This window comes from Neotamlana sedimentorum (assembly GCF_000943565.1).
Lineage (GTDB): Bacteria > Bacteroidota > Bacteroidia > Flavobacteriales > Flavobacteriaceae > Neotamlana > Neotamlana sedimentorum.
The window spans coordinates 311,191-324,510 of sequence record NZ_JTDW01000002.1 but is presented as its reverse complement, the minus strand read 5'-3'; the positions used below and the strand labels follow the sequence as shown (position 1 = coordinate 324,510).

General features: G+C 29.3%; 13 protein-coding genes. All 13 read right to left on the bottom strand.

Annotation, left to right across the window (positions count from 1 at the left end; genetic code table 11):
* Positions 1 to 3 precede the first annotated feature (3 nt).
* Entirely contained in the window at positions 4 to 1,134 is a 1,131-nt protein-coding gene (locus tag PW52_RS03775) for a glycosyltransferase (RefSeq protein ID WP_044631580.1), read from the bottom strand.
* Complete coding sequence (locus tag PW52_RS03770) at positions 1,127 to 2,386, bottom strand: O-antigen ligase family protein (RefSeq protein ID WP_044631579.1); 1,260 nt, start codon at positions 2,384 to 2,386, stop codon at positions 1,127 to 1,129. The genes PW52_RS03775 and PW52_RS03770 overlap by 8 nt, the downstream gene beginning before the upstream one ends.
* Positions 2,361 to 3,422, bottom strand: coding sequence for a hypothetical protein (locus tag PW52_RS03765; protein WP_044631578.1), 1,062 nt, complete (start codon positions 3,420 to 3,422; stop codon positions 2,361 to 2,363). Before PW52_RS03765 ends, PW52_RS03770 begins: the two co-directional genes overlap by 26 nt.
* 10 nt (positions 3,423 to 3,432) lie before the next feature.
* Entirely contained in the window at positions 3,433 to 4,551 is a 1,119-nt protein-coding gene (locus PW52_RS03760; protein ID WP_044631577.1) for an acyltransferase family protein, read from the bottom strand.
* 273 nt (positions 4,552 to 4,824) lie between these two features.
* Complete coding sequence (locus tag PW52_RS03755; RefSeq protein ID WP_165586750.1) at positions 4,825 to 5,703, bottom strand: glycosyltransferase family 2 protein; 879 nt, start codon at positions 5,701 to 5,703, stop codon at positions 4,825 to 4,827.
* Between the two features lie 45 nt (positions 5,704 to 5,748).
* The gene (locus PW52_RS03750) at positions 5,749 to 6,900 is read right to left on the bottom strand and encodes a polysaccharide pyruvyl transferase family protein (RefSeq protein WP_044631576.1); all 1,152 of its coding nucleotides are present in this window, start codon (positions 6,898 to 6,900) and stop codon (positions 5,749 to 5,751) included.
* Entirely contained in the window at positions 6,884 to 7,690 is an 807-nt protein-coding gene (locus tag PW52_RS03745) for a nitroreductase family protein (RefSeq protein ID WP_165586749.1), read from the bottom strand. The genes PW52_RS03750 and PW52_RS03745 overlap by 17 nt, the downstream gene beginning before the upstream one ends.
* 270 nt (positions 7,691 to 7,960) lie before the next feature.
* Complete coding sequence (locus PW52_RS03740) at positions 7,961 to 9,247, bottom strand: flippase (RefSeq protein ID WP_082050824.1); 1,287 nt, start codon at positions 9,245 to 9,247, stop codon at positions 7,961 to 7,963.
* A gap of 27 nt (positions 9,248 to 9,274) precedes the next feature.
* Complete coding sequence (locus tag PW52_RS03735) at positions 9,275 to 10,528, bottom strand: sulfate adenylyltransferase subunit 1 (RefSeq protein WP_044631573.1); 1,254 nt, start codon at positions 10,526 to 10,528, stop codon at positions 9,275 to 9,277.
* 36 nt (positions 10,529 to 10,564) lie between these two features.
* Entirely contained in the window at positions 10,565 to 11,470 is a 906-nt protein-coding gene (gene cysD / locus PW52_RS03730; protein WP_044631572.1) for a sulfate adenylyltransferase subunit CysD, read from the bottom strand.
* Entirely contained in the window at positions 11,467 to 12,066 is a 600-nt protein-coding gene (gene cysC, locus PW52_RS03725) for an adenylyl-sulfate kinase (RefSeq protein ID WP_044631571.1), read from the bottom strand. The genes cysD and cysC overlap by 4 nt, the downstream gene beginning before the upstream one ends.
* Positions 12,021 to 12,479, bottom strand: a complete 459-nt coding sequence (locus PW52_RS03720; protein ID WP_044631570.1) for a DUF2061 domain-containing protein — start codon at positions 12,477 to 12,479, stop codon at positions 12,021 to 12,023. Before PW52_RS03720 ends, cysC begins: the two co-directional genes overlap by 46 nt.
* Complete coding sequence (gene cysQ / locus PW52_RS03715; RefSeq protein WP_044631569.1) at positions 12,472 to 13,275, bottom strand: 3'(2'),5'-bisphosphate nucleotidase CysQ; 804 nt, start codon at positions 13,273 to 13,275, stop codon at positions 12,472 to 12,474. Before cysQ ends, PW52_RS03720 begins: the two co-directional genes overlap by 8 nt.
* Positions 13,276 to 13,320 lie beyond the last annotated feature (45 nt).

Sequence of the window (13,320 nt, the reverse complement as noted above, 5' to 3'; positions counted from 1 at the left end):
ATTTTATTTTGAAAATTTTAAATAAATATTTTCTAACTTACTAATATTAGAATCAATGTTAAAATTATTTTCAAATAACTCAAACGAATTACGTTCAAAAGTTTTTCTCATTTCTAAATTATTTAATAATTCAATAACTTTTTCGGCAGTTAGTTTTTTATTTTTTTGAGGTGTTAAAAACCCATTGAAATTGTTTTTAACCAAGTCCTTGTTTCCATCACAATTTGTTGCTATTATGGCTTTTGACAAGGCTAAACTTTCAATTATTGCATATGGTAACCCTTCATATCTGGAAGTAGATAAATAAAATCCAGAATTACTAATAACCTTTAAGGCCTTTTCTCTTTCCATCCATTCAATTAAAGTGAAATTTGACTCTAGCCCTTTTTCTCTAATTAATTGTTTTACATTTTCGGTATTAGGACTAACCACACCTAATCCCATAACGACCATATGAATATTAGGAATCGAATATTTTACCAATTGTATTACTTCCACCATCATTTCAATATTCTTTTGGAATGATGGCCTACCTACCGTACAAATATAGTTATTAGGTAAACTATAATTAATCTCTTGATTAGTTGATGAGAGTTTTATTGGCTTTATTGAATTATTAAACAAATAAGCTTTTTCATTTTTATAACCAACCTCATTAATTCCGCGTTCCAGTTCTGATTCTGAAGTTGCTAATAATATAGAGTTAAAACTTTTAAAAACCTGCTCAATTACTAAGAACAAATTACGTTTAAGCTTAGAGTTAGTCGACAAATATGAATAAGCGTGGGGTGTATGTAAAACATGTACTTTATAAAACAAAGATGCTAATCTAGCTATAATTCCTCCTTTCGCACTGTGCGCATGAATTAAGTTTGGTTTTTCTCTTTTTAAAATTTTTATAGTTTTGAAAACACATTTTAAATCAGTAATAATACTAATATCTCGCGTCATAGGAACAAAAAACTGCTTTACAACTTGATTTTCCTTATTAAAATACTGCTTATTTTTTCGCGATTTACCATGAATAATAATTGTTTCAAATTTATTAGAGTCAATATTTTTAGCTACTAAATCCAAATAGACTTCCACGCCTCCAACTGAGTGTAATATGTGAGCCACCTTTATTTTACCCATTTATAACTTTATATTTAAATTGATTAGCAAAAATTGATATCCATAAACTGCTAAAAACTATGCCGTCGTATCTTATTAAAAAATCATCTGTTAAGTTTGAAATGAAGAAAACAATAAAAAAACTTATTACTAATGAGTTCTCTAATTTAAAACCTAAATAACCAATAAAACCGATATAAATGAAAACTGAAACTAAGCCGAAAATACCAAATTTCAATAAGAAATCTAAGTATTGATTATGCACTGGAAATTTCCATTTAGCCAAATGTTTCTGATTAGTTTTTTCAAAGTAATTAATAAGTTCTCTTTTACCATCAGATGCTCCATAACCAAACCATATTTTTTCTCTTGCCAATTCTAAAGAACCTTTCCAGATACTTAATCTTAAAACAAGCGAGCCGTGTTTTGTTTCTGGCCTTTCAAGCTCGTCTATTTTTCCTATTTTATCCATATTAGAAAAACTATCCGTAGTGAATTTTTTAACCAATCTGGGGAAAATTGTTACAAATAAAAAAACTAAAATAAAAATAACCGACGATAATATTAAAACACTTCTTACTAACAGTTTCCTATTTCTACTTTTATTAATTAATTCATAAACTAAAATAAAAACGGAACATAAAATGGTATTAACAATAGCTATTCTAGTATTTATATACAAAACAGCTACAAATAAAAATAAGAATATAAAGCCAAAAATTTTCTTTTTTAATTTGAAAAACAAGTAAAAACTACTTAAAGCAATAAAACTTATTTGCATATTAAACGCTGGAGCATGATTACCAAAGCTATTGCAAAAGCTATATCCTAACTCCCATAAATCTATACCTTTTAAATATTTACTAAACGTTTCGTTATAAACAATAACATATCTAATAAACAAAACAACTAAAATTATAGATGTTAAAGTGGTTACTTTTTTAAGAAGCGAAATAAAATCTATTTTTTTATAATAACCTACAACCATTAGAGGAAATAAAAGCAGCGTTACTCTTTTTTCTGTCGTTTTTATGGCGGCTAAAAAGGAATCGTTATTCCAAAAAAAGAATAGATCGAGTAAAAATGGTAATGCTATTAATAAAGTAAAAACCAATGTTTTTTTTGTAATATTAAAGTGTTTCCTAAAAAGGATATTAAAAAACGCAAAAAATAGTATTAAAATAGTATTAAACTCCCTAAACATCAAGGTGCTTAAAATAAGAACAAGAAAAACACTATATGCCTTATTACTTTTTTCTTCTAAATTCTTCATAATTTAACAAATAGTATATTATTGGAAAAACACTTGCTTTATGCCTTAGAGCAGACCCTAAATCTGGCTCAAAAACACCCTGAACTATAAAATAGGAGAATAAAATATAAAATAACCATAAATCAAAATTTCTCCTTTTACCTTCTTTTATACATCTATCATATCTTAAAATTAAGAGATAAAACAATACAAGTTGCCAAATCACGAAAAAAATAATTTGAGGAGAATTAAAAAATTTAAAACCATTTACAGGTAAATTAACAGAAAAAAACCCATGAATAATACTTGTTGCTTCACCGTACCATGTGCTAGTATCTAGTGGTGGAACAATAGCAGAATTTGAATTACCGTATACTACCATAGCTGATCTCGTACTATTAGAAATATATTGGCCTTTTACTATACCATAACTCAATGACATTCCAACCAGTAAAGCAAGGCCATAAAAAAAGGTTGCAACTTTAAAGCTTTTAAATTTAACATAACTTAAGGCATACATAAAAAGAGTAATTATTGCTACTATAATATAATAAGGTCTGAAAAAATACCCTAAAAAAATCACCAAAAATAAAGTCAATATTAATGTCTTTTTAAAACTTAATTTTCTGTTTTTTATAAAAAAAACTACTAACGACAAATAAGTAAAATTAATAAACTCTTTAGATGGAACTGACACGTAAAGTGCCAGAAACAAAAACATTATATATATAATTAAGTTTTTAATTGTAATTTTATGTAAGTCCTTAGAAACTCCAATTTTATAAAAAATAAAACATAAAGTTGAGTATTGAATTAAACCAATAACGGGATAAGGCAAGTGTTTTAACCCTGTAACTTGATAAAATAAAATAGAAAATTGATAGCTCCCCCTTAAACCAGGTTCAAAATACCATCCTCCTCTTCCTAAAATTGTTTTAGCATCAAAGAAAAATCGTTCTGGAAATATATATAATGATAAAATAGTTATTATTATGCCTATTAAAAATAAAAAATAAAAAACTATAGTTGACTTTGAAATTTTCAAAACTTTATTCATTTATTAAGTTTTACCTAAATTTCTCCTTAAATTTTAAAAAAGGTTTTTCAAAAAATTTATAAGAAACATGAGAGCACAATAAAGTAACCATAAATAAAATCATAATATAAATTATGGGATAGTTTATAAATAGTTTATTTAAAAATTGAATTTTAACTATTAGCATTCTTACAAAATAGGACGCCAAAGGATGAATTAAATAAATTCCATAAGAAATAACACCAAAATAAGACAAAAATTTAACGTTATAATTCAAAAGGCTGCCTCTTGTTCGAAAAGCGACAACAAATATTAAATTCGAAAAAATTAAACAAAGCAAAATATCTTCTAATAATTTTGGGTATTCTATATCAAGAAACAAGAAACAAATAACCAACCCGAAACTTACAAGTTGATAAATATCTTTATTAATAAGTTTCACCAATTTTTCTTTCAAAATAGCTTTTTGAGCAAATTCCGCCAAAGTCATGCCCATTAACATATAATGAAATTTTAGTGTTAGTATAAATTTCACTAAAACTTGATTTAAATTAAACACGTTATAGTACACCAGCATATAACATATGTAGTACAATAAAAAAACTGTTAGCAATGTATATACCTTATTCTTAGATTTTAAATACAAATATATTAATACAGGGAAAATCAAATAAAATTGTTCTTCTACACCTATGCTCCAAAAAATATTCATACCGCCCGGAATATCAGGCCATAAAGGTTTAACTAGGTTAGGAATCATAAAAACGTACAATAACGTTCCTTTTAACATTGGAAAAACTAATACATTTTCCTGAGATAATAATTTGGGAGCAGCAAATCCTAAAAAAAATAACATTAGAAAAAGTATCAAATAATATAAGGGCATTATTCTAAAAACCCGTCGTAAAAAAAAGTTTTTATAATTAACACGCCCTCTATAATTTATTTCATTAATGGCTAAAAATGTTATTAAAAATCCTGAAAGAACAAAAAAGAAACTAACAGCCTCAATACCTCGATTAAAAATGGTCCAATTTTCAGCAAAGTCAACACCCATTTTGTTTACATGGTGCTTTCCGTGATAGATTACTACAAGAAAAGCAGCAAAAAAACGTAATGTATTTAATCCTTTTAAGTGTTTATGCTTCATTGTTAAAATAAATTTTTTTTAAACCTATTATTTATTACAAATTTCTGATTGAGGTTATAAAAGCAAAAAAAATAGAAGCTAAAACCGTGTAGTCACAAATATATTAAAATATAAGAATTTTAGTATTATTAGTTATACAAGTTAATTTTATACTTAGAAATAATGACTTAAAATAAATTCATCTCAAGAATTCCTTTTACTATTAATTGTAAATAATTTTAAACAAATTTATCATATAAACCCGGCAAAAGTTGAATGATTATTAAACAAATATTAATTTAATAGAGTCCCTTTTATTGTTCTTTTAAACTTAGGGTAAACTCTTTTGTAATCTTTTATATTTATAGTAAAAAACACCTTTATTACATTAATGATGGCTTTTAAATACTTCTTTTCAGCCAATAATCTAGCTGTTATATTAAAAAACCGAAACCCTTTAAAACCACTATTAGAAAAATACTTTTTCATATCGTTTAACCAAAAAAGGGAATATTCAGATGCTTCGCCTTTGGATAGATTTACAGAAATATCGCTTGAATAAATTGCTAATTCGTCTTCAATAAATTTAAATTCTACATTATTATATGCCGCACGCAATACAAAATCGTAATCCTGATGTCGTTTATAATGTTCTTGAAACAGAATTTCTCTTGCTATTTTGGTGCTACAAAATATACTGCTAGTTTGAATAAAACCATCCTCAAGAAATAAGTATTCTGAGATATGAACATTTGGGTTAAAATGACTTGGTCTTGACCCTACAATATTGCCATTATTTTCTATTTTAACCTTAGAGAAAAATAAATTGTCTTTACCAAAAAGATTTACGTGTTCTATTATAGTTGAAACTTTATGAGAAAGCCACAAATCGTCTGCATCTAAAAAAGCAATAATATCTCCTTTTGCTTCCTTTATCCCTCTATTCCTGGTGTAAGCCCCCTTTTTATTTTCATAATTTCTTAACAATTTAATAGGTAGGTTTTCCTTATAATTTAAAACTACTTTTTGGAGCTCATCAAAATCATTTGAAAAATCATCAATAATTAATACTTCATAAACTGTTTTAGTTTGCTGCACTAATGAATCCAATGTATTGCAGATAGAAACAGAGTTATTATAGCAAGGTATTATTACAGAAATTAAATGATTCATGTTTTTCATTAAGGTTTTTCTTTTTTTAGTAACCTAACCGTATTATTAATTGTTTTTTATAGTATTTTCTACCAAGTCCCACATGCTTTCAATTTTAACCAATAACTCTTCTTTTTTTGTTTTTAATGTGTCTTGAATTTTTTCCTTGTTTTTAAAAACAAATTCAATTTTTTCTTTTATTTGTTCTTCATCAGAATCTAAGTTAAAAATCATATCCGTTTGTCCGAAATCCTGAAAGAGCATTTTATATTTATGGCTCCATGAAGTTGATAAACAAGGCACCGCCGAACTAAGAGAACTTGCAACACCATGAAATCTAGATGAGATTACTAATGCCGATTGAGAAATAACTCCTTTAACCTCCTTGGCGTTAATATTAGTTACTATTTCTATATTTGGATCTATTTTTTGTCTAATAGTATTACAGATTTTTAAATCTCCTTTTCCTTCATGGTTTAGCAAAAAAACATCCTTGTTTCTGTTTTTCAACTCATTAATTATTACTTTATAAAAGTTAACATATTGGTCAATTGAAGCATTGGTATGCGTTACCATTTTTCTATTAGGAATAATACAAACCTTATCTTTTAAATGCTTGTATTTTTCTGGAATTTCACCTAAAACCTTTAAGGTAAAATCTGGAAAACATTTTAGTTTACTTTTATTAACTAAGTGTTTTTCTATGTAATCAAACGAAATTTGTTCTCTAGCAATAATTAAATCAGCATATTTATCTAAAATTTCTACTATTTTTTTTCCATTTTTTGTTTCAAATGGACCTAATGCTTGAGGAAGAAATATAAGTTTTGATTTAGGGTTTTGTCGTTTTAATTTACCATAATAATTATTTATTAAATTTAAATAATTTTGTGTGGGCTTCCATTGGTCTGAAAATTGAAAGCCCCCAGCATCGATAACAACATCTACATTGTCTACTTTAAATTTGGTTGTAAAAAATGCATTGGGTAAATTAAATTTATTTAACCCAGGTGCAATTATTGATGAGTAAAGATAACCTAACTGTTTTCTTCTCTCAACTAAATTAAGATTACTCCTGTTTTTAGGCAAATGTGGTGTGCTAGAATTAAAAATTACTTTCGAACTAAGCTGTCTTTTCTCTAATTCCTCTATGATAGCAAAAAACATTAATTCTGCACCTTTATTTAGAGTGTTAGTCTCATCAATTTGTATTATCATATCTTCTTATATTGTTTAGTGATTTTTTTTCAGAATAAGGCACTAACGCGTTCTTATTTGGGTATCCATAAGCTATTAACATAATGGGGCGTTCGTATTTTTCTAACCTTAGAAGATTAGCTAGCTTTTTCTCATTTTTTTCTACATCTGGCCAATTAATTGGGCATGAACTTAATCCTAAGGTTTCTAGAGCAAACATAAAAGACATAGCTGCTAAACCCCCATCAATATATATTATATGACGATCTCTCTCAGAAAAATAAGCATTTAAATTACCTTTTAATACAATTATACCTGGCACGTTTTCTTTAAAACCAGTCATACCAATTGAACAATTGGATATCTTTCTAACCATTTCTGCATTATCGTATACCAAAAACTCAAAAGGTTGCCTATTACAGGCGCTAGGAGATTGATTTGCTACAAGAAAAGCTTTATCTAGTAAATCACGATCTACTTTTCGCTGCTCAAACCACCTAACGCTTCTTCTTTGCCTAGATAATTCATACATATCGTCGTAAGCAATTTTATTTTTGAAATCGCGTACATAAGGTTTACGCTTTACTTGATTGCTCTCATTCTTATTATTACTCTGACTGTAAATTAGTTTTGCTTTTTTTACTGTGCTTTCTGAATTATCTACAGCTAAAAAATACTCATCTAAAACATCTTTATACCAAAAATACTCTTGACTTAAATTAGATTTATTTTGTTGATTACTAAAATCTCTAAAAGCTTCTACCGTTTCAACTATATAATCACGTGCAAAAACGGGTCGTCTAGGAATCATTATAAGTCCTTTTTCTATTCTATGAATGTTTCTTCTTAATAAAAATTCAAAGTCATTATTATTTTTTAAACTGCTATAATAAGATGATTTGCCTGAAATTACTGACTGACATTCGCGGTAAAAACTTCTGGATAAAAAAACGTAATACAATACTGAAAAAAACCTATTCGAAGCACAAATTTTATAAATTATACTATTTACTGAAATAACATATTTCTTTATAAGAAGAAACATGCTTTTAGGTATAATTTTTTTTAAATAATTTTTCATTTAACTTTTAAATTTCTTTATAATTATAGGCAACCTAAAATAAACTAAATACGATTTAACCATAGCTAAAAATAACCACTTTGCCTTTTTTAGCAAAAGTATAGAAAAAAAATGAGCAACCGCGTAAGATATAATCGTGCTTATTGCTGCACCAATACCACCATACTTTGGAATTAAAACAAAATTAAGTATTAAATTAAAGGTCGCTCCTAGAATATGTCTGAAAATGGAATATTTATATTTTTCTTCGGCTAATATCCACTTACTAAAAACAGATCCTGAAAACACAAAAACAGATGCCCAAATATGAATTTTTAAAATAGTGGCGGCTTCGTTAAACTCTATACCATAAAAAAAGTTTATTAAGGGAGTCGCTATAAACATAAGAATCACAGCTATTAAAATAGATAAAAAAGATAAAAAATCTAGTAGTTTTTGTACCTCAATTTTAAAGTCTTTAAACGAATGTTTTGTTTCAAGTATTTTAGGGAAATATCCAGCAGCAATTGTTGCTGGAATAAAATACCATACTTCTGATATTTGAGCAGCTATGGAATATACCCCCACCTCTTCATAGGACCGCATCATTTTTAGCATTATTTGATCAATTTTTAAATAAAAAATGCTAGCAAAGGAAGAAAGTAATAAAAGATATGATTTTGAAGTTATCGATTTAATATACTTGAAATCAATTTTGAAATCATGAAAAATTGATTTATTCCTTCTGTATAAAATTAAAACAAAAATTAAAGAAGCCAATGTTGTATCTAACACAAATAATATCGCTATGTAATTAATATGAAATCCGTTAAGGATAAATATTATTTTTAAAACTGAAGATATTATTGAGGCCGTTGAAAACGCAATAAGATTGTTTTTACCTAAACTTATGGCTTCAAAATAAAATTGAATTACAGCAAAACTTTGATTTATTAAACCAAGTGAAAGAATACATATTAAAAACTTTAACTCAAAACTCGAAAAATAACTAAAAACAAAAACTCCTAAAACAATTATAAATGCAAGGCATAGTTTAATAGTAAATACATTTCGAAGAATTTTTACGCGATTATTTGGCGCTTGATGAATCTCTTTAACAACCATCCCTATTAAACCAAAATCTACAATTGGTTTTAAAAAGGCAATTATAGATAAACCGTAATTAAATTTACCTAAAAGCTCTTTACCTAAACACCTCGCAAATAAAATACTTACGGCAAGCGTTAACACAATTGTCACCGCTTTATTTAATAGTAGTGCAAAAGAGTTTTTATAATGTTTATTCAAAGGTTGTTTCTTAAAAAAATTTTTTATTTACACAATCATCCCCGCAGCCACAGTTTCATTAGTTGCATCATCAACTAAAATAATACTTCCTGTGGTTCGGTTTTCACGGTAAGAATCTGTCATTAAAGGTTTTGTTGTTCTAATTTTAACCTTTGCAATTTCGTTCATTTTTAGTTCAGCTTCGTCTTCCTTACGTTGCAAGGTATTAATATCTATTTTATAAACCAACTCTTTAATCATAGCTTTCTGTTGATTAGAGGTGTGGAATATACTATATTTTGCTCTTGGCTTAGATGGTGCATTGTTTAACCAACATAACATTACCTCAATATCTTGAGAAGCATCTGGCTTATTGTTAGAACGCACCAACATATCACCACGACTAATATCAATATCGTCTTCTAACGTTATAGAAACAGACATTGGCGCAAAGGCTTCATCTAGTTCTTTATCGAAAGCATCAATAGTTTTAATTTTACTTGTAAACCCAGAAGGCATTACTGTAACCTCATCGCCTTTTCTAAACACACCACTCGAAATTCTACCCGCATAACCTCTATAATCGATAAAACCTTCTCGTTGTGGCCTTAAAACGGTTTGTACAGGGAAACGTGCATCTACTTTATTTACATCGCTACTAATATGCATCGTTTCAAGTGTGTGTAATAATGGCGCACCTTGGTACCAGCTCATGTTTTCACTACGGTTTACTACGTTATCACCTAATAAAGCACTCATTGGAATAAAACGAACGTCTTTTACCAATAATTTTGATGAAAACTCCTCAAACTGACCTAAAACCTTGTTATAAGCCTCTTCACTAAAATCAACCAAATCCATTTTATTAACACAAACAATTATGTGTGGAATTTGTAATAATGAAGCAATAAAAGCATGACGTCTGGTTTGTTCAATAACGCCATGGCGTGCATCAACTAAAATTAAGGCTGCATTTGCTGTTGAAGCTCCTGTAACCATATTTCTAGTATACTGAATATGTCCTGGTGTATCGGCTATAATAAATTTACGTTTTGGTGTTGTAAAATAACGGTAAGCCACATCGATAGTGATACCTTGTTCGCGCTCATCACGCAAACCATCGGTAAACAAAGCTAAATCTACCCCTTCGTGTCCTTTTTGTTTACTTGTTTTTTCAATAGATTCTATTTGATCTTCAAAAATAGATTTAGAATCGTATAACAGTCGACCTATTAAGGTACTTTTTCCATCATCTACACTTCCTGCAGTTGTAAAACGTAATAATTGATTATTATCTAACATGTTAATTTTTCTTTTTTGTTGATTAGAACTGATTGATTAAAAATATCCTTGACGTTTACGGTCTTCCATTGCAGACTCTGAACGCTTATCGTCGCTACGGTTACCACGTTCTGTTTGACGCATGGTGGAAACCTCATCGGCAATTTTTTCTAACGTATCGGCATCAGATTCAATACCACCAGTAATTGTGATATCGCCTAAAGTTCTAAATCTTATTTTTTTGGTAACAACTTCCTCGTGGTCTTCTAATACTAAAAATTCAGAGTTTGGTATCCATGAGTTTTGTCTCCAAACCACTTCGCGCTCATGTGCAAAGTATAACGATGGAATTGCAAGGTTTTCACGCTTTATGTAATTCCAAACATCCATTTCGGTCCAGTTACTAATTGGGAACGCTCTAAAATGCTCACCTTCAAAATATTTACCGTTAAAAATGTTCCATAATTCCGGACGTTGGTTTTTCGGGTCCCATTGTCCAAAATCGTCACGGTGTGAAAAGAAACGCTCTTTGGCACGTGCTTTTTCTTCATCACGACGCCCACCACCAATAGCACAATCAACCTTGTTCGATTCAATTGCATCTAAAAGTGTTGTTATTTGAAGTGCATTACGGGTTGCGTTTTTACCTTTTTCTTCGGCCACACGACCTTCATCAATCGATTCTTGAACCGAACCTACAATTAAGTTTGCGCCTAATTCTTTTATTAAATCGTCTCTAAACTGAATAGTTTCAGGGAAATTATGTCCTGTATCGACGTGCATTAAAGAAAATGGTATTTTAGAAGGATAAAATGCTTTTTTTGCCAAATGGGTTACTACAATTGAATCTTTCCCTCCTGAAAATAATATTACTGGGTTTTGAAACTGTGCCCAAACTTCTCTTAAAACGAAAATCGCTTCAGATTCTAATTCGTCTAAATAGTTTAAATAATATTTACTCATTGTTCTTTAATTTCTAATTTATTTTTAATGGCTTGAAAAATAATTTCAACCGATTCTTCTACAGAGTTTAAATGCGAAACTTCAACCGTTGGGTTTTGCGGTGCTTCGTATGGTGCCGAAATACCTGTCATGTTCTTTATTTCTCCCGCTCTAGCTTTTTTATACAAGCCTTTTACGTCTCTTCGTTCGCATTCTTCTAAACTCGTGTTTACAAAAACTTCGACAAAGTTATCAGTTTTAACGGTATCTTCTATATTTTTTCTATCTTTTTCGTACGGTGCTACAAATGCCGCTAGTGTAACAACACCGGCATCGATAAAAAGTTTTGCTGTTTCACCAATGCGTCTAATATTTTCGGTACGATCCTCTGGTGTAAAACTTAAATCTTTATTTAAACCAAAACGCATATTATCACCATCGAGCGTGTAAGTGTGTACACTTAGTTTATTAAGTTTTTCTTCAAGTGCATTTGCAATTGTAGATTTTCCCGAGCCAGAAAGACCAGTAAAAAATATTAAAAAGGAATTATGTCCTTTTAATTTTTGGCGGTCTAATTTCCCGACTCTGTACTCGTGTTTTTTGATGTTTTTTTCCATCGTTTTAATCGTCTGCGTTTATCTAATCCAAAATCAATTTTATACCAAGCTCTTTCATGTAAGTAATACAGTCCCATTTTTGTTAAAACCTCAGCTAAACCAATACTTAATCCGGTTAACGGATTGCCAGAAACTATCCAAGCTATCGTCATCGTATCAATGGTTCCTATAACACGCCAAGTTATTGTTTTAAACAGATGGCGTTTTTTACTTTCTTCAATTTTTATTTTAAACCAAACTTGCTCGTGGCAGTAATACAAAATCATTTTTGTTACCACCTCAAAGGCTCCAATTTTTAACCCTGTTAATGGGTTGCCAGATATTATCCACGACAACAAAATAGTATCAATAGTACCAACCAAACGCCAGGTTATGGCTTTTGCAATATGCCTTTTATATACACTTTTAGCCATTGTTTGTAACTAAAAAGTAATTGTTTAATAAGTTTTCTCGGTTATAAACCATGGGCTGTTTAGTTCCTTGGTCTATTACGGCTAAACCAACGGCTTCGCAAATGGCTTGTCCTGCAGCGGTATCCCATTCCATGGTTGGTGCAAATCTTGGATACACATGAGCTTTACCTTCGGCTACCAAACAAAATTTTAACGAACTCCCTTTCGATACTATTTCTACTTCTTTTCCGTTTGTTTTTAAGCTTTCTACAAATTGTAAAGTATCGTCATTCATATGTGAGCGGCTACCAACAACTTTAATTTCTGAAGTATTTGCTTCTGCCTTATTAATTTCATCTTCAGCCTTAAAAAGCAAAGCATCAATAGCTGAATCTTGAGCTGAAATTATGGTTTTATAGGCTTTTGTTTGATCTACGTTTGTGTAATAAAGTTCCTTTGAAACTGGTACATAAATAATACCTAGTTTAGTATTTCCATTTTCAACTAAAGCAATATTTACAGTAAACTCGCCATTTTTTTTAATGAATTCTTTTGTACCATCAATAGGATCGACAATCCAGCATTGCGACCACGTTTTTCTGGTTGCGAAATCGATGGTTTTATTCTCTTCGCTAATTATTGGAATATTAGTTTCCTGAAGCTTTTTAACTATTATTTCGTTTGAAGCTAAATCGGCTTCGGTTAATGGCGACTTATCATCTTTAATTTCTATACTAAAATCTTTATTGTAAATTTTTAAGATTTCTTCTCCTGCTAATAAAGCAGCTTCAATGGCTAGAACTAAATTTTGTAACATAAAAATTTGCTTTAATATGTAATTTCTATTTTTCCTACCAATTTA

Excerpts from the sequence above, each read along its gene's own strand:
- PW52_RS03775 (WP_044631580.1), bottom strand. The coding sequence starts at position 1,134 with ATGGGTAAAATAAAGGTGGCTCACATATTACACTCAGTTGGAGGCGTG.
- PW52_RS03770 (WP_044631579.1), bottom strand. The coding sequence starts at position 2,386 with ATGAAGAATTTAGAAGAAAAAAGTAATAAGGCATATAGTGTTTTTCTT.
- PW52_RS03765 (WP_044631578.1), bottom strand. The coding sequence starts at position 3,422 with ATGAATAAAGTTTTGAAAATTTCAAAGTCAACTATAGTTTTTTATTTT.
- PW52_RS03760 (WP_044631577.1), bottom strand. The coding sequence starts at position 4,551 with ATGAAGCATAAACACTTAAAAGGATTAAATACATTACGTTTTTTTGCT.
- PW52_RS03755 (WP_165586750.1), bottom strand. The coding sequence starts at position 5,703 with ATGAATCATTTAATTTCTGTAATAATACCTTGCTATAATAACTCTGTT.
- PW52_RS03750 (WP_044631576.1), bottom strand. The coding sequence starts at position 6,900 with ATGATAATACAAATTGATGAGACTAACACTCTAAATAAAGGTGCAGAA.
- PW52_RS03745 (WP_165586749.1), bottom strand. The coding sequence starts at position 7,690 with ATGATTCCTAGACGACCCGTTTTTGCACGTGATTATATAGTTGAAACG.
- PW52_RS03735 (WP_044631573.1), bottom strand. The coding sequence starts at position 10,528 with ATGTTAGATAATAATCAATTATTACGTTTTACAACTGCAGGAAGTGTA.
- cysD (WP_044631572.1), bottom strand. The coding sequence starts at position 11,470 with ATGAGTAAATATTATTTAAACTATTTAGACGAATTAGAATCTGAAGCG.
- cysC (WP_044631571.1), bottom strand. The coding sequence starts at position 12,066 with ATGGAAAAAAACATCAAAAAACACGAGTACAGAGTCGGGAAATTAGAC.
- PW52_RS03720 (WP_044631570.1), bottom strand. The coding sequence starts at position 12,479 with ATGGCTAAAAGTGTATATAAAAGGCATATTGCAAAAGCCATAACCTGG.
- cysQ (WP_044631569.1), bottom strand. The coding sequence starts at position 13,275 with ATGTTACAAAATTTAGTTCTAGCCATTGAAGCTGCTTTATTAGCAGGA.